This window comes from Pantoea sp. DY-17 (genome assembly GCF_019795975.1).
In the GTDB taxonomy this organism is placed as follows: domain Bacteria; phylum Pseudomonadota; class Gammaproteobacteria; order Enterobacterales; family Enterobacteriaceae; genus Pantoea; species Pantoea leporis.
Genome location: NZ_JAIMIG010000001.1, coordinates 790,884 through 806,834 on the forward strand (window position 1 = coordinate 790,884; position 15,951 = coordinate 806,834).

At 55.4% G+C, this 15,951-nt stretch carries 14 protein-coding genes; 5 read left to right on the forward strand and 9 right to left on the reverse strand.

The features are described 5' to 3' along the window. The gene (locus tag K5Y33_RS03835; protein WP_101760771.1) at nucleotides 1-1,515 is read right to left on the reverse strand and encodes an anion permease; all 1,515 of its coding nucleotides are present in this window, start codon (nucleotides 1,513-1,515) and stop codon (nucleotides 1-3) included. 605 nt (nucleotides 1,516-2,120) lie between these two features. Here K5Y33_RS03835 and K5Y33_RS03840 point away from each other — a divergent pair. Both K5Y33_RS03840 and K5Y33_RS03845 read left to right on the forward strand, forming a co-directional pair. Further along, nucleotides 2,121-4,901 (forward strand): flavocytochrome c, encoded by a 2,781-nt coding sequence (locus K5Y33_RS03840; protein ID WP_137385597.1) that lies wholly within the window; start codon nucleotides 2,121-2,123, stop codon nucleotides 4,899-4,901. A gap of 51 nt (nucleotides 4,902-4,952) precedes the next feature. Then, a complete protein-coding gene (locus K5Y33_RS03845) occupies nucleotides 4,953-5,912 on the forward strand; it encodes an FAD:protein FMN transferase (protein WP_192413594.1) in 960 nt (319 codons plus the stop codon). Here K5Y33_RS03845 and dcuR read toward each other — a convergent pair. The 4 genes from dcuR to K5Y33_RS03865 form a co-directional block, all read right to left on the reverse strand. Continuing rightward, nucleotides 5,906-6,625, reverse strand: coding sequence for a two-component system response regulator DcuR (dcuR, locus tag K5Y33_RS03850; RefSeq protein ID WP_222233285.1), 720 nt, complete (start codon nucleotides 6,623-6,625; stop codon nucleotides 5,906-5,908). The two genes, K5Y33_RS03845 and dcuR, sit on opposite strands and share 7 nt — an antisense overlap. Beyond that, nucleotides 6,622-8,247, reverse strand: a complete 1,626-nt coding sequence (locus K5Y33_RS03855) for a sensor histidine kinase (RefSeq protein WP_222233286.1) — start codon at nucleotides 8,245-8,247, stop codon at nucleotides 6,622-6,624. The genes dcuR and K5Y33_RS03855 overlap by 4 nt, the downstream gene beginning before the upstream one ends. Nucleotides 8,248-8,356: 109 nt before the next feature. Next, nucleotides 8,357-8,893 (reverse strand): peptide-methionine (S)-S-oxide reductase MsrA, encoded by a 537-nt coding sequence (gene msrA / locus K5Y33_RS03860; RefSeq protein WP_192413587.1) that lies wholly within the window; start codon nucleotides 8,891-8,893, stop codon nucleotides 8,357-8,359. Nucleotides 8,894-8,956: 63 nt separating this feature from the next. Beyond that, nucleotides 8,957-9,511, reverse strand: coding sequence for a flavin reductase family protein (locus K5Y33_RS03865; RefSeq protein ID WP_210080481.1), 555 nt, complete (start codon nucleotides 9,509-9,511; stop codon nucleotides 8,957-8,959). Nucleotides 9,512-9,620: 109 nt separating this feature from the next. Between K5Y33_RS03865 and K5Y33_RS03870 the strand changes: the two genes are divergently transcribed. Both K5Y33_RS03870 and K5Y33_RS03875 read left to right on the forward strand, forming a co-directional pair. Beyond that, nucleotides 9,621-10,679, forward strand: coding sequence for a nitronate monooxygenase family protein (locus tag K5Y33_RS03870; RefSeq protein WP_222233849.1), 1,059 nt, complete (start codon nucleotides 9,621-9,623; stop codon nucleotides 10,677-10,679). A gap of 45 nt (nucleotides 10,680-10,724) precedes the next feature. Beyond that, the gene (locus tag K5Y33_RS03875) at nucleotides 10,725-11,150 is read left to right on the forward strand and encodes a thiol-disulfide oxidoreductase DCC family protein (RefSeq protein ID WP_222233850.1); all 426 of its coding nucleotides are present in this window, start codon (nucleotides 10,725-10,727) and stop codon (nucleotides 11,148-11,150) included. 10 nt (nucleotides 11,151-11,160) lie between these two features. Here K5Y33_RS03875 and K5Y33_RS03880 read toward each other — a convergent pair whose 3' ends face one another. Next, nucleotides 11,161-12,087, reverse strand: coding sequence for a LysR family transcriptional regulator (locus tag K5Y33_RS03880; RefSeq protein WP_222233287.1), 927 nt, complete (start codon nucleotides 12,085-12,087; stop codon nucleotides 11,161-11,163). Between the two features lie 95 nt (nucleotides 12,088-12,182). Between K5Y33_RS03880 and K5Y33_RS03885 the strand changes: the two genes are divergently transcribed. Then, nucleotides 12,183-12,671 carry a GNAT family N-acetyltransferase gene (locus K5Y33_RS03885; RefSeq protein ID WP_192234213.1) on the forward strand — a complete coding sequence of 163 codons (489 nt, stop codon included), beginning with the start codon at nucleotides 12,183-12,185 and terminating at the stop codon, nucleotides 12,669-12,671. 390 nt (nucleotides 12,672-13,061) lie between these two features. Here K5Y33_RS03885 and K5Y33_RS03890 read toward each other — a convergent pair whose 3' ends face one another. From K5Y33_RS03890 to K5Y33_RS03900, 3 genes are read right to left on the reverse strand one after another with little or no spacing between them, the layout of a single operon-like run. After that, nucleotides 13,062-13,883: an alpha/beta fold hydrolase gene (locus K5Y33_RS03890; protein ID WP_101760762.1), complete on the reverse strand. Its 822-nt coding sequence runs from the start codon at nucleotides 13,881-13,883 to the stop codon at nucleotides 13,062-13,064. 36 nt (nucleotides 13,884-13,919) lie between these two features. Then, nucleotides 13,920-15,545, reverse strand: a complete 1,626-nt coding sequence (locus K5Y33_RS03895) for an MFS transporter (protein WP_192234211.1) — start codon at nucleotides 15,543-15,545, stop codon at nucleotides 13,920-13,922. Then, complete coding sequence (locus K5Y33_RS03900; protein WP_110865976.1) at nucleotides 15,532-15,951, reverse strand: DoxX family protein; 420 nt, start codon at nucleotides 15,949-15,951, stop codon at nucleotides 15,532-15,534. The genes K5Y33_RS03895 and K5Y33_RS03900 overlap by 14 nt, the downstream gene beginning before the upstream one ends.

Here is a 15,951-nt window from a genome sequence, read left to right on the forward strand (position 1 = left end):
TCAGAACATCATCACCATCCATGGATAGGCGACAACCATCAGAAGAACCAGGAACAGCGCGCCGAAGATGGTGCCCAGGCGCCAGTAATCTTTAGTTGGCAGATAGCCGCTACCGTAATAAATCGGGCTTGGGCCGGTGCCGTACGGGGTGATAATGCCCATCACACCCAGAGAAACACACATCATCAGGCAGAACACCGGCATGTTGATGCCCGGAATGGATGCGGCGATGGTCAGCATCGCGGGCAGCAGCGCGGTGGTGTGCGCGGTGGTACTGGCGAACAGGTAATGCAGCAGGTAGAAGGCGACCAGAAGGACGACGGCAGAAATCTGCGGGTCATAGCCTTGCAACAGCATTGCGCCTTCTTTACCCAGCCACGCGATGAAGCCAACGCGCGCTAAACCATCCGCCAGCGCGACCAGCGTGGCGAACCAGGCGAAGGTGTTCCAGGCGGCTTTATTGCTGGTGATGTCATTCCAGTTGAGTACGCCGGTCCACAGCATCAGCACGATGACTAACAGTGCGGCCATTGCGGGCTCAATCCAGGCGGTGGCGAAGATCCACATCATCAGCGCCGCAACCACGAAGCCCAGCAGCAGGATTTCGTTACGTTTCAGTTTACCGAGTTTAGCCAGCTCAGCGGTGGCCCAGCGCGGTACTTCATCGTTCACTTTCACTTCTGGCGGATAGAGCCAGTAAGCCAGCAGCGGCATGGTGAGAATCAGCAGCACGCCCAGCGGCAGGAAGGCGAGGAACCACATGCCCCATGAGATATCAAAGCCCACCACGCTTTTTACCAGCGCCAGCGCCAGCAGGTTTGGTGCCAGCGCAGAAAGGAACATTGAACTGGTGATACAAGCGGCGGTGATCGCCACCCACATCAGGTAGGAACCAATCTTACGTGCGCTAGGATCGTTCGGCTTTGAACCATAGAGCGGCGGCAGGTTAGCAATGATGGGATAGATGGTACCGCCGCTACGCGCGGTGTTGGATGGCGTAAACGGCGCCAGCAGCAGGTCAGCGAAGGTAATGGCGTAACCCAGCGTCAGGCTACGACGGCCCAGATATTTCACCAGAATCAGCGCCAGGCGGCGACCGAACTGGGTTTTATCGTAGCCTGCGGCGAACATGAAGGCACCGAAGATCAGCCAGACCGTGGAGTTGCCGAAGCCACTCACCGCCCATTTGAACGACTGCGCCGCGGTTTTGAACTTGGGATCCGCCAGTTCTGCCGGGCTAAACAGCACCCACTGGCTGAACAGCGCAATCACCACCACGCCGGTTAACCCGATAACGGCACCCGGCAGCGGCTCGAAAATCAGTCCCACAATAACCCCGACAAAAATGGCGAAGAAGTGCCAGGCGTAAGGTTCCAACCCCGCAGGAGTCGGTACCAGCAGCAACAGCACAGCCACAATAATTGGCAGGCACAACATTATCAGGCGGTTCTTTTTTTTCCCTGGTGCCGCGGGAGGCGCGGTGAGGGATTCACTCTGGGTTGTTTGTGTGTTCATAGTTTTGTCTGCAAGTTATGGAGAATGCGGATATACGCCCCGAACCAAGCTGGTTTTTTTAGTTACAAAACCCTTTTAACAGATTAGTCGTGACATTTAAAACTGAGTCTTAATAAATCGTCATTTACAAAATTCGATGCGCGAATTATCTAATGGATGCGCTTATGATGCGATTAATTAAAATATCTATTTTGATCTAGATCAATAAAATTTATTGGTGATTTTTTTGCTTTAAACCTGTGCGCCTTAATTAACGAACCATTAGGTGAAAATTAACTGTGTGAGATGAATAAAACGGCACAAATCAAGCAAAAAACAGAGAAAGGAGACGATTTATCTTTATGATAAGACTAGATTTGTTTTAAATGTAAGGAAAAAGTTGATTTTTGTCAAGTCTTGGTTAAAACTTAGCGGAGCGCAGCTTTTAGCAATAAGCCTCAAATATTATTTTCATGCGTAAAACTTATATAACTAACGAATAAGGTTATGTAAGTAAATAAAATGCTATATTTACGCCATGAAATCGGACCACTCAAATAATTATAAAATTCTCCGAACCGCCAAAGAATTGAATACCAAGTTTCTTAATTCTGGAGTTGCTCATCATGAATACGCTCACCCCGATTCTTAATCCGCTTACGTTACCGAAAGGTGCGGTGCTTAAAAACCGACTGGTTATGGCACCGATGACCACATGTACCGGTTATTACGATGGCGGTGTTACCAGTGACCTTGTCGAATATTATCGCGTGCGCGCCGGCAGCATCGGTACTGTGATTGTCGAGTGCTGCTTTATTGATAACCGTGGCCCTGCGTTTCCAGGCGCGCTCGGTATCGACAGCGACAACAAAATCCCAGGCCTTGCGAAAATCGCCCACGCCATCAAGTCGCAAGGCTCCAAAGCGATTCTGCAGATTTATCACGGCGGCCGTATGGTTGAACCGGCGCTGATCGGCGGTAAAACCCCGGTCGCGCCGAGCGCCATCGCTGCACCGCGTGACGGTGCCACTCAACCTCAGGCGCTGACTGCAGAAGAAGTGGATGTGATGATCACCAAGTTTGGTGATGCGGTGAACCGCGCGATCAAAGCCGGCTTCGACGGCGTGGAGATTCACGGCGCCAACACCTATCTTATCCAGCAGTTCTACTCGCCAAACTCCAACCAGCGCGACGACAAATGGGGCGGCAGTCGCGATAATCGCGCGCGTTTCCCACTGGAAGTGCTGGAAATCACCCACAAAATGGCTGACCGCTTCGCTGCGGCAGACTTCATCATCGGCTATCGCTTCTCACCGGAAGAACTGGAAGTGCCGGGCATCCGCTGGGATGACACGCTCTATCTGCTGGAGAAACTGGCAGAACGCGGTCTCGATTACGTGCACTTCTCGGTTGGTCAGCTGCTGCGTCCATCGATTGTTGATACTCAGGACCCAACGCCACTGATCACCAAATATCTGGCACAGCGCTCGCCTAACCTGGCGAAAGTGCCGGTAATCGGCGTCGGCGGCGTCGTCAATAAAGAAGATGCCGAGAATGCGCTGGAGCACGGTTTCGACTTGGTGGCGGTGGGCAAAGCCTGTATCGCCTATCCGGACTGGACCGATCGCGTCATCAAGAATCAGCACATGGAGCTGTATATCGACAGCACCAAGCGCGAAGAGTTGACTATCCCGGAACCGCTGTGGCGCTTCTCACTGGTGGATGCGATGATCCGCGACGTCAGCGATACCGGCCGTAAATACAAAGCGGGCGTTTATCAGGCGAAAGTCGAAGCCGAAGCGCTGAAGCTGAAAATCAACGTTACCCTCGACACCGACCGTATTACCGACATCTCGCTGGTGCCGGATCCGAGCCTCGACGTCGACTTCACCAGCACCTTCGAAAGTCTGCGTGAACGCATTCTGGTGGCGAACAGCCCGCACGTTGACGCCATCACTGGCGCCACCACGCAAAGTGAAGCGCTGAAAAAAGCGGTATCACGTGCCATGACCACCTCAAGCAAAGAGTATGTGATTGAAGAGGGCGGTAACCCGAACGCACCGGTGAATTACGATGTGGTGGTAGTGGGCACCGGCGGTGCCGGTCTGGCGGCGGCGATTCAGGCGCATGACGATGGCGCACGCGTGGTGATCATCGAGAAGATGCCTACCATCGGCGGTAACACCATCAAAGCCTCGGTCGGGATGAACGCGGCGGAAACCCGTTATCAGAAGTTGAAAGGCATCGAAGACAGCAAAGAGCTGTTCTATGAAGAGACGCTGAAAGGCGGCAAATTCAAAAACAATCCGGTGCTGCTGCGCGAATTTGTTGAGCAGGCGCCCGAAGCGATTGAGTGGCTGGCCGCCAAAGACATCGAGCTGTGCGACATCACCATCACCGGCGGCATGAGCATCGATCGTACTCACCGTCCGGAAGATCGTTCGGCAGTCGGCGGCTTCCTGATCAGCGGGCTGGTGAAAAACGTTAATCTGCGCAATATCGAAGTGTTGCTGGAAACCTCAGTGGCCGAAATTTTAGTGGAAAACGGTGCGGTCACCGGCGTGAAAGTGGTGGATGAGTACAATGACAGCCGCATTATTAACGCCAAAAGCGTGATTGTGGCGACCGGCGGCTTCAGTGCCAACCGCGAAATGGTGGTGAAATATCGCCCTGAGCTGGACGGTTTCGTCACCACCAACCATAAAGGCGCCACCGGCAGCGGCATCGCCATGCTGCAACACATCGGTGCGGATACCGTGGATATGGGTGAAATCCAGATTCACCCAACGGTTGAGCAAACCACGTCGTACCTGATTTCCGAAGCAATGCGCGGCGGCGGGGCGATTCTGGTGAGCCAGGCAGGCAAGCGTTTCTACAATGAAATGGAAACCCGTGACAAAGTGTCCGCTGAGATCATCGCGCTGCCTGAGAAGAGTGCGTGGATTGTGTTTGACGAGCAGGTACGCGCCAATAACAAAGCGGCTGACGAATACATCGCTAAAGGCTTTGTCATCAGCGCGCCAACGCCACACGAGCTGGCGGTGAAACTCAACATGGATCAGGAAGCGCTGCAAACCACGCTCGGTCGTTACAACGAGTTCGTGGCGAAGCAGGATGACGAAGACTTTGGTCGTAAAACCGCGCTGCGTCACCCGCTGAATAAAGGTCCGTACTTTGCGATTCGTATCGCACCGGGCGTGCATCACACCATGGGCGGCGTGACCATCAACACCGATACCGCGGTGCTGGATGCGCAGAAAGAGGTGATTCCAGGCGCATGGGCGGCCGGTGAAGTGGTCGGCGGCATCCACGGCGCCAACCGCATCGGCGGCAACGCGGTGGCCGATATCATTATCTTCGGTATCAAAGCCGGTCACAACGCGGCTAAACTGGCGTTAGGACACTAAGCTGTAAAGATGCCCGCCTTGTGCGGGCATCGTTTTCTTTAGAGGCATGCAATGACCGCTGGCGTCTTTTCTTACTCTGCCGTTCTGATGGGTTCGCCCATTCTGCTCAAATTGTTTGATGACAATCCCACGCTTGCCCGCCACGTATTTCAACTGATTAAACAGCAGGAAAACCTGTTCACCGTTAACCGCGCTGAATCCGAAGTGATGTCGGTCAACCACGCCGCAGGCCACCATCCGGTGATCGTCAGCGAAGCGGTGTTTGCGTTAATTAGCGTGGCACACGCCGTGAGTTTACTGCCGGACAGCGCCTTCAATTTCACCATTGGGCCGATTGTGAAGCGCTGGAAAATTGGTTTTCAGGGACGTGCGGTGCCGCCTGCGCCAGAAATCGCATCCCTGCTGAAGCTGACCGATCCGCATCAGGTGGTGCTCAATCCCGCCGATCGCTCAGTGTTTTTGCAACAGCCAGGCATGGAGATCGATCTTGGCGCCATCGCCAAAGGCTACATCGCCGATCGCGTGCAGGCGTTTTTACGCCAGCAGGGCGTGCAGCAGGCGCTGATCAATCTGGGCGGCAATGTGCAAACGCTGGGTTCGCCGCCGCACGAGCCGCAGGGTTGGGGCATTGGTCTGAAGAAGCCGTTTGGTCGTGATGATGAGCTGCTAGGCGTGCTGCAGGTGCAGGGCAAATCGGTGGTGACGTCGGGGATTTATGAGCGCTACTTCGAACTGGACGGCCGCTGCTGGCATCATATTTTTGATCCGCAAACCGGCTATCCGCTTGATAACGAACTGCTGAGCGTGACGGTGATTTCCGATCGCTCGATTGATGGCGATATCTACACCACGCTGCTCTTTGGCATGGGCGTGGAGCAAGGGCTGGCTTATCTCGCTGACCAGCCCGACATCGACGCGGTGTTTGTCACGCGCGATCGGCAGATCATCTGCTCCTCGCCGCAGCACTTTCACTTCCAGCAGCTCGATGTCGACTGGCAGCTACGTTACTGACAATATTGCTGCAGCAGCGAATGGTATTCCGGCTGCAGGCGATAGCGGTACACCGGACGACCGGTCGCGCCATAGTGAATGCTGGTGAACAGAATATTAATCTGTGCCAGCCAAATCAGGTATTTACGACACGACACGCGCGAAATATTCACTTCAGCCGCCAGTTCGTCGGTCGAGAATTCATGCCCCGGATGCGCATCAATCCACTGACACAGCGTGCGCAGCGTTTGCGGCGTTAAGCCTTTTGGCAGGCGCTTATTGTCGTGCTGCGTCGCCGGGCCGCCGTGAATCAGCAGATCCACATCCGCTTGCTGATAATAATGCTGATTGTCCATCAGCGATTTCTTCTGCCGCCAGCCGGTCAGCGCCTCTTCAAAACGTGGGAACTGGAACGGTTTGATCAGGTAATCCACCACGCCGTAGTGCAGCGAGGTTTTGATATTCTCCGCATCGGCCGCCGACGAAATGATGATCACTTCCACCGCGCTCTGCGCCGTGCGCAGCTCCGGCAACAGATCGAGGCCATTCTCCTGCTGCATATAGATATCCAGCAGCACCAGATCGACCGCAGTATCGCTATTGAACAGGATCTCTTTCGCCTGCTTCAAGGTTGAGGCGGTGCCACAACAGTGAAAGCCCTGAATTTGGCCGATATACGCGCGATTAAGCTCGGCGACCATGGCGTCATCATCGACCACTAACACATTGATCATGCGGATTGGTTTCCTCCATCCCAGGGAAGTTGGACTAAAAATTGGGTAAACACGCCGGGTTCTGACTCCACACTCACGCTGCCACCGATATTTTCGGTTTGCTGCTGCAGCAGAAACAGCCCGACACCGCGGTTTTCACCTTTGGTGGAGAAGCCTTTTTCGAAAATGGTGCTGAGATGATCGGCTTCAATGCCCGGACCATCATCACTCACTTCACAGGTCAGCCAACCGTTTTGGTAGTGCAGCATCACGTGAATCTCGCCTTCTACCTGCTCGCTCATTGCATCCAGCGCGTTCTCAATCAGATTGCCGATCACCGTAATCAGCGCCGCCATCTGCTGCTCATTGCCGCTGTCGGGCAGGAAGCTGGCATCGCTGATGGTCAGGCGATGGCCGCAATCCGACGCGCGGTTGATTTTGCTCAGCAAGAAACCAGCAATCACCGGCGACTTAATCTTATCGAGCAGGAAACCGATCTCCGTCTGGTAATTATTGGCGGTTTTGAGAATGTAGCTTTCCACCTGCGTGTAGTTTTTCATGTGCAGCAGGCCGAGGATCACATGCAGCTTGTTCATAAATTCGTGCGAGCGCTCACGCAGCGCATCGACGTAGTTTACCATGCCCGTCAGACGCTGCATCAGTTGACTGATTTCCGTCTTGTCCCTGAAGGTGCAGACCGCGCCGATAATCCGTCCCTGCGTGCGCACCGGTACGGTGTTGCTTAGCAACACGCGGCCATTCACATTCAACTCTTCATCACGCCGCGCCCGCCCGCTGTGCAGCACATCCCGCAGATGATCGTCAATCACTGAGGCATCGTAGATGCGGTCGCCGCTGATGGTGCCCATCGAATCGTTCAGCAGCGATCGCGCCGCCTGATTCACCAGCGTCACCTGCGCCTGATCATCCATCGCCACCACGCCTTCTTTTAGCGAGTTGAGAATCGCCTGACGCTGTTCAAACAGGGTAGAAATTTCGTAGGGTTCGAGGCCAAACAGGATGCGCTTCAACACACGAACCAGTACAAAAGTACCGATGGCGCCGGCCAGCGTGCCAATAAAGATGGTCCACAGGATGCTCCAGCGGCTCTCGTTGATCTGCACCGAAACGGCATCCAGCGAGATGCCAATCGCCACCACGCCAATCTGCTGATGCTGATTGTTGTACACCGGCGTAAACACGCGCAGCGCTTTCGCCAGCGAACCTTTATTCACCGAGACGTTTTCATGGCCGCGCAGCGCGGGCTCCAGATCGTCACCGATAAAGTGTTTGCCAATCAGTTCAGGATTGCGATGCGAATAGCGGATGCCGTCCATGTTGGTGACAGTAATGAACAGCAAATTATTGGTCTCTTCCACCGCTTTGGCGATCGGCTGGATGCGCGTGCCATCCGGCGGGAACGCCAATGCACGCTGGATTTCCGGTGAGTCGGCCAGCGTGCGCGCCACCGCCATGGCTTTGTCCTCCAGCTGCGCGCGGGTCGCTGCGCCAATCTGGAAGAAATAGAACATATGCACGCTGAGCAGCACCAGCACAATCACTGCGCTGAGCATTAGGGTGACCAGCGTATTAAGCTTCATCGGCTGCTTGCGCGCCGCGGTTCCTTGCTGTGAAGAAGACATGATCGCTCTCGGAAGAGAAGAGGGCACGTATTATGACGGATAAACAGAAGAAGGTCGCGCACCATGTAAGGCCGCCATTCGTGGCGGCCTCAACATCGGCGGTACTGAATTAACTCGATTTAACGCGATTCGCAAAGCTCTTACGCAGCTTTTGCAGTTTCGGTGGGATTACCGCCATGCAGTAGCCGTTGCGCTGACCTGCGCCTTCCCAATAATCCTGATGATAACCTTCTGCCGCATACCACTCTTTCAGCGGCTCGATGGTGGTCACCACCGGATCGCTCAGGTTCTCCTGCGCGCGCGCAATCGCGGCAATCGCTTCGGCTTCCTGCTCAGCATTCGCCGGGAAAATCGCAGAGCGATATTGGGTGCCAACATCGTTGCCCTGGCGGTTCAGCGTAGTGGGATCGTGGGTGGCAAAGCTGATATCCAGCAGATCGCCGTACTTCACCTGCTCTGGATCGAAACCGATGCGAATCGCTTCTGCGTGGCCGGTCGCACCGCTGCACACCTGCTCGTAGGTTGGATTCGGGCGTGCGCCGCCGGTATATCCACTCTCGACTGACTCCACGCCAATCACATCTTTAAACACTGCTTCAGTACACCAGAAACAGCCACCTGCGATCACCGCATATTCGGTTGCCATTATATCTACTCCTGTCAGGGCGAAAGAATCAAAGTGGGGGCAAGCCCATATCAATTCAAGCAGTTAAATTAACATTTCAGGCTTAAAGTCGCCGCGCTTGTCGAGCCGCAAATTGCTCATCACGCTGAAGCGTCCTTCGCCGGTGTAGTGCAGCGTCGGCGGAAACTCCGGCGTTTCAGCTACATGCGCTTTAACGATCTCAAAGATAAAGAAGTTGTAGTTATCAACCATTGAATCGTCATACAGCTGGCACTCAAAGCTGGCAAAGCACTCGCCGATTAACGGCGCATTGACCACGCTTGCCGGTTCGGGTGTCAGATTGAAGGCATCAAACTTATCGAGACGATCGCCGTGGCTGTTACCGATCGCCACCACGCTGTCCACCAGATTGGCCGACGGCACGTTAATCACGCACTGGCCGCTCTGGCGAATCAGTTCATGGCTGTAATTGCCGCCGGCAATCATGCAGCCAACCAGCGACGGCGAGAACTCCAGAATGGTGTGCCAGCCGAGCGTCATGATGTCGCGATGATCCTCAAACTGAGAACTCAGCAGCACCACCGGACCCGGCTCCAGATACTTCCGCGCTTTGCTTACCGGAAAGTCGATTTTATGCATCGGGATTCTCCTGTTGTAGGTACAGACACATTAAGTGTAGATGCCAGCCTTTACCGAGCCGAAAAATCGCGGCATGTTATCGGCTACCTCTTACCAACAGGCCAATAATATGAACAACATCCTGTGTCAGACCCTTAACCTTCGCTATCCGATCATTCAGGCGCCGATGGCGGGCGTCTCGACGCCGGAACTGGCGGCGGCGGTGAGCACCAGCGGGGCGCTGGGTTCGATCAGCGTGGGCGCTTCAACGCCGCAACAGGCGGATAGCATGATCCGCAAAACGCTCGCCCTGACAGCCGCGCCCATCAACGTCAACGTCTTCTGCCACGCGCCGGTGCAGCGCAATCCTCAGCAAGAACAGGCGTGGATCGCACGTTTCAAGCCGGTGTTTGCTCGCTATGAAGCGACACCGCCCGATGCGCTGTCAGAAATTTATCAAACGTTTGTGGATAACCACGCGATGCTGGAGGTCCTGCTGGACACCGCGCCCGCCGCAGTGAGTTTCCACTTTGGCTTGCCGTCCGCCGCTGTTGTGCAGCGCTTGAAAAGTCGCGGCATTATCACGCTGGCGAGCGCCACCAGCGTTGCTGAAGCAGGTGCCATCGAAGCCGCTGACATCGATTTTATTGTGGCGCAGGGTATTGAGGCGGGAGGGCATCGCGGGATATTCCATCCAGAAAAAGACGATCAGCAGCTCAGCACCTTTACGCTGGTGCAGGCGATTCGCCGGGCGTCGCGGCTGCCGGTGATTGCCGCCGGCGGCGTGATGGATGGCGCGGGCATGGCTGCCATGCTCAAGCTGGGCGCGGCGGGTGTACAGCTGGGTACCGCGTTTATCCTGTGCCCGGAATCCGCCGCCAACGCGGCATATCGTCAGGCGCTGAAAAGCGCGCAGGCCAACAGCACCGAGATGATTGCCGCCATTTCTGGCCGATCGGCAAGATGTCTCACCAACGATTTTTGCCAGCTGGCGCGCGAGTTCGCGCAGGATGCCATTCCCCCTTATCCACTCACCTACGCGCTGGGCAAAGCGCTCGCTGCCGCCGCCGCCGCTAAAGGCGCGCACGGCTTTGGCGCGCAGTGGGCCGGGCAGGGCGCCGCGCTGGCGCGGGAAATGCCGGCGGCAGAATTAATTAACACGCTGGTGGCGGAGTGGCAGGCGGCGTAACGCAGCTTTTCTGCTGCGACCATCTCTAGGGTTGAGGAGACGATGATGACAAACCCAGCCGGGATAAATCCCGGAGAACAGGTCGTTTTATACGACGGCGTATGCAAACTGTGCAACGCGTGGGTGATGTTTCTCCTGCGTCACCGCATTCCACGCCATGTACGTTTTGCGGCGGTTCAGAGTGAGCAGGGGAAAGCGCTATTACGTTTTGTCGGTCTGCCAGATGAAGATATTCGCACCATCGTTTTGATTGATGGGCAAAATCATTGGCTCCGTGCGCAGGCAATTTTCCGCATCATGCACTATATGCCGTGGCCGTGGCGCGTTTTGTCTGTCGTGAGGTTTATGCCTGACGTTATCAGCAATTATTGTTACGACCGCATTGCGCTAAATCGCTATCGGCTTTTTGGTCGCTACAACGAGCATTACCCCATTAAATCCGATTATAACGGACGATTTTTAGACCAGTAAAAATCGTCCGTTAATCCTCGAAACGGAACGCTTGCTGCGAAATGGTTTTAGCCATCATCGATTTAATCCATTCCGTAGGTTCCCGTTTACCGCTGCGTTTGTGTGAATAGATTTTCACGGTGAACCTTGGCGCGGGAAACGGCAATCTGAATGAGGTCACATCGGCGGCCTGTTTAATTTTACTGGCAACGAAAGACGGGATCGCCATCAGCAATTCACTTTCCGCGATAATAAAGGGCGCACTCAGCATCGATGGCGTTCTGATGGCGATGCGGCGTTTAAGGCCAATGCGCGCAAGATGGGAATCCAGCAATCCCTGTTTTTCATTCCACGGCGTAACCACCAGATGCCCGGCGGCAAGATAGTCGTCAAGATTCAGACTGCTGCGTCGCGCATTGGCAATCACCATAAATTCATCACTGAATAAATCGGTCTCTTCGAGATCGGGATGATGCATGCCATCCGGCTCGCTAAAACTCAGCGCCATATCGATTTCACCCGCCAGTAATTCAATCAGCGCCGGATTATGCGGCAAATGGCAGAGTTCAAAACTCAGGTTGGGTGCCGTATCAGTCAGCGCATGCATCAGCCGCGGAAAGACACAAAAAGCGGTGTAATCCGTTACCGCAATTCTAAAACAGTCATCACTGGTCAGCGGATCAAAAGGCTGCAGCGGGCTGAGATGCCGATTTAATCCGGTTAGCGTTTCGGCAATATAGGGCGCCAGCTGGCAGGCATAAACGCTGGGACACATTTTGTGGCCTTCGCGGTAGAACAGCGGATCTTTAAAAAACTCACGTAATCGGGACAGCGCGTGGCTTAACGCGGAAGTACTCAAACTGAGTTCAATTGCCGCCAGCCTGACCGAACGATGTCTGAAAACTGCGTCGAAAACGGGGAGGAGATTCAAGTCCAGTCGACGCAGCACATGATGCATGAAATTCACCTATCATTGATTTTATTGCACTTATTTCATCAAACAATACCCATTATGCTGGGCAGCATCAATCTGATTAAATAAGAAAATAATGCATGAAGATGACTATTCGGCCAGCCAATCCTGATGACGCGGACGCCATTTACGACATGATTGCTGAGTTGTCGGTTTATGAACATGGATTACAGCCGTCATCAACTACCGTTGAAGAGATCAGATCGACGCTATTCAATCCCGAAAGCCATAGCGAAGCGTTGATGTGCGAGATTGATGGCATAACCGCCGGGTACGCAGTGATTACCCGCAGCTACTCGGCGTGGCTGGGGCGGCGCGGACTCTATATGGAAGACTTGTACTTCTCGCCCAATTTTCGCGGCCTCGGTGCAGGCAAAGCGCTGCTGCAGTATGTCGCGCAGCACGCGGTCAATCATCAGTGCAACCGCATTGAGTGGAGTGCGTTAGATTGGGATCAGTCGGCCAGAGAGTTCTATCTCAGTATTGATGCGCTGCCGTTAAATGAGTGGGTGCGTTATCGGCTCGACGGGGCGGCATTAGAGAAATTTGCTGCCGCCACGCCGCAATAGTTCTCTGCCACAAAAGGCCCGCCAAAATGGCCTAATGCTCATGTCAGCCAGGCCAACGACGAGTGTGCAGGCCGGTGGCACTTTTGGGCCGGCTGTCCTCGCGCCGCTAACGCGGTTCCTTCACTTCGCTCGTTTGCCTGACGGACCGGCGAAGACGGGACTTCCCTGTCCCGGCTTCGCCTTTCGCCCGCGTCCTGCGGGCTCTCCTGGCTTCCTCGCTTCGTTCAGCGCTGCGAATTGCCGGCCCAAAATTGCCCCCGGCCCGCTTCGACGCTTCAGTGCGTGACGCAGCAGATGTGTCAGAGCCCGCACGATTAACGCAGCCCTTAAGCCAAACTCTTTCATAACTGACAAGTATTAGGCCAAACCGGCCGATTAATGTTATTCCCGTTAAAGCGATTGCAGGAACGTCAGCAGATCGGCGTTGAGCTGATCGGTATGCGTCACCGCAAAGCCGTGCGGTGCGTTGTCATACACTTTCAGCTGCGCGCCGGCGATCATTTCGGCGGCGACTTTCCCGGTGGTTTCGAACGGCACGACCTGGTCGTTGCTGCCGTGAATCACCAGCGTCGGCACGTCGATTTTTGCCATATCAGGACGGAAGTCGGTTTCCGAGAACGCGGTAACACAATCAATCGTCCCTTTCAGTGACGCCAGCAGCGCAATATTCAACGTCTGCGTCAGCGCGCCTTCTGAAACCGTTTGACCGGCGTTGGTGCCGTAAAACGGTGTCGCAAAATCACTGATGAACTGCGCGCGATCTTTACGTAAGCCCTGACGAATGCCTTCAAACACCGACAAATCGACGCCTGCTGGATAATCATCGGCCTTGCCGAAGATCGGTGTCACCGCGCCCAACAGCACTAAGCTATCCACGCGCGCTGTGCCGTAATTGTTGATGTAGCGCGCCACATCGCCGCCACCCATTGAGAAGCCCACCAGCGTCACGTTTTGCAGATCCAGATGGCTAATCAGGTCGTTAATATCCGATGCAAAAGTATCGTAGTTGTAGCCTTCCCACGGTTGATCGGAACGGCCAAAGCCGCGGCGATCAAAAGCGATAACGCGGTAGCCTTTCTCCGCCAAAAAATTCAACTGGCTGTCCCACATATCCCCGTCGAGCGGCCAGCCGTGACTGAATAGCACCGGCTTGCCGGTACCCCAATCTTTGAAATAGATCTGCGTACCATCCTGCGTCTTAAATGTGCTCATGTTTCGGCCTTATTAATGTCGATGAATGAAAGCGCCTTATTCAGGCGCCACGAGATAACGAACTTCCGGAGCTGCAGTGCCTTGATGAAATCCCAACACGCGGTTCTGAATCTTTTGATCGTTCATGGTGTAGCGCTCGCGCTGACGCAGATGCTCCATCCATGAGCCAACCACAAAGGTCTCGACAAACATGTCGGGTTGCAGCATGTCCTCATACAGAGACCAGTTCAGCGCGCCGCCACGCCGTCTGACGCGACGCATATCCTGCATGCACACCGCAAAGGCATGCGCATCACTGCGGTTGATCTGATAATGATAGCTGACCATCACCGGCCCGCGATCGTGACGAATCTCCAGCTCGGGCAAGGGATCGCTGACCGTGCTGAGGTCGAGGTTCAGATCCGGATCCTGATCCAGCCGCCAGCGCAGCACCGTCAGGCTCGCCAGCAGCATGCCGACAGTGGCGACAGTCAGTGACAATGGAATGCTGAATGTCGATGCCAGCTGTCCCCAAATGGCGCTGCCTAACGTCATCGAGCCAAAAAACACCGTCAGATAGACCGCCAGCGCCCGGGCTTTCACCCATTTGGCGGCACTGCGCTGCGCGCCAAGATTGAGGGTGGAAAGCACGGCAATCCACGCAAAGCCGGTAAAGAACTCGAACGCATTCAGCAACCAGAGGTGACGAATAAACGCCAGCGCCAGCAGAGTGATGGCAAACATCAGGCTCGCCAGCACCATCAGCTGATCGGGATTAAAGCGTTTGCGCATACGCGGCAACAGCAGCGCGCCGCAAATCGCGCCGATGCCGATGCAACCCAGCATAATGCCGTAGCCGCCGGGCCCAAGGCCCAGTTCGCGTCGAGCCACCAGCGGTAACAGCGCCCAACCGGCACTGCCAAACACAAAGAAAGCGATGGTGCGCACCAGCACATTGCGCAGTACCGGCGCAGCATGCACATAGCGCACGCCGGCACGCACCGCCGGGAAGAAGTGCTCCGGCGGCAAACGCTGCACGCTGGGCTGTGCTTGCCACACATACAGCACCAGAAACACGCCGAGTACCGAAAGCGCATTCAGCAGAAACACCATCCACGGACCGGCGAACGACAGAATCAGGCCGCCGAGCGCCGGGCCGATAGCGCGACTGATGTTAATGCCGAGCGAGTTAAGCGCAATCGCCGGGCCGAGCTCCTCCTTACTGACCAAATCCGGCACGATGGCCTGGAAGGGCGGAGAACTCATGGCCGCGCCGGTACTCAGCAGGAACGCCGCAATCAGCAGCACCATCGGTGTGACCAGGTCTGCCCAGGAAAGGAATGTCAGGCTCGCGGCGGCAATAAACACCCAGATTTGCGAGAACAGCAGGTATTTACGCCGGTCAACGATATCCGCCATCACGCCAGACGGCAGTGCAAACAGAAACATCGGTAAGCTGCTGGCGGCCTGCACCAGCGCCACCGAGAGCGGATCGGCGCTCAGTGTCAGCATGGTCCAGTTAACGCCTACGTCGTTCATCCATGAACCGACATTGGATACCACGGTAGCAATCCACAGCATGCGGAACACGCGCTGGCGCAGCGGCTGCCATGGTGAAACCGACTGCGAAACGGGCGGCAGATCCGCCTCGGGGATGTCATGAATGTCATTAACCTGCGCCATGAACAACCTCCGAAACGCCGCCAAACACGCGCCAGCGACCGGGGCCGGTCAGCGCCAGCGTGGTGAAAATGATCAGCAGCAGCCAGCCAAACTGTCCTTCCGCTATGCTCCAGTTGGGATGGACGAACAGCATCGCCACCAGCAGCACGCCGATAATCGGCAGGCAGGCGAGGCGGGTAAACACGCCGAGCAGGATAAACAGCGGGCAGACCACTTCAGCAACGATCGCCGCCAGCAGGCTGAAGTAGGCACCCAAGCCAAAGGGATCCTCGATACGCGTCAGTTCTTCACTGAAATGGAACACCTTCGGCAAGCCGTGCACGTGCAACAACAGCAGGCAGCCGGTAAGGCGCAGGAAGAACAGCCCCGCATCAATGCGAGGCGGCTGTGAGAGTGAATGTTTCAT

Bases quoted from the DNA above. Each gene is read 5' to 3' on its own strand.
- K5Y33_RS03835 (WP_101760771.1), bottom strand. From the start codon at position 1,515: ATGAACACACAAACAACCCAGAGTGAATCCCTCACCGCGCCTCCCGCG.
- K5Y33_RS03840 (WP_137385597.1), top strand. From the start codon at position 2,121: ATGAATACGCTCACCCCGATTCTTAATCCGCTTACGTTACCGAAAGGT.
- K5Y33_RS03845 (WP_192413594.1), top strand. From the start codon at position 4,953: ATGACCGCTGGCGTCTTTTCTTACTCTGCCGTTCTGATGGGTTCGCCC.
- dcuR (WP_222233285.1), bottom strand. From the start codon at position 6,625: ATGATCAATGTGTTAGTGGTCGATGATGACGCCATGGTCGCCGAGCTT.
- K5Y33_RS03855 (WP_222233286.1), bottom strand. From the start codon at position 8,247: ATGTCTTCTTCACAGCAAGGAACCGCGGCGCGCAAGCAGCCGATGAAG.
- msrA (WP_192413587.1), bottom strand. From the start codon at position 8,893: ATGGCAACCGAATATGCGGTGATCGCAGGTGGCTGTTTCTGGTGTACT.
- K5Y33_RS03865 (WP_210080481.1), bottom strand. From the start codon at position 9,511: ATGCATAAAATCGACTTTCCGGTAAGCAAAGCGCGGAAGTATCTGGAG.
- K5Y33_RS03870 (WP_222233849.1), top strand. From the start codon at position 9,621: ATGAACAACATCCTGTGTCAGACCCTTAACCTTCGCTATCCGATCATT.
- K5Y33_RS03875 (WP_222233850.1), top strand. From the start codon at position 10,725: ATGACAAACCCAGCCGGGATAAATCCCGGAGAACAGGTCGTTTTATAC.
- K5Y33_RS03880 (WP_222233287.1), bottom strand. From the start codon at position 12,087: ATGCATCATGTGCTGCGTCGACTGGACTTGAATCTCCTCCCCGTTTTC.
- K5Y33_RS03885 (WP_192234213.1), top strand. From the start codon at position 12,183: ATGAAGATGACTATTCGGCCAGCCAATCCTGATGACGCGGACGCCATT.
- K5Y33_RS03890 (WP_101760762.1), bottom strand. From the start codon at position 13,883: ATGAGCACATTTAAGACGCAGGATGGTACGCAGATCTATTTCAAAGAT.
- K5Y33_RS03895 (WP_192234211.1), bottom strand. From the start codon at position 15,545: ATGGCGCAGGTTAATGACATTCATGACATCCCCGAGGCGGATCTGCCG.
- K5Y33_RS03900 (WP_110865976.1), bottom strand. From the start codon at position 15,951: ATGAAACATTCACTCTCACAGCCGCCTCGCATTGATGCGGGGCTGTTC.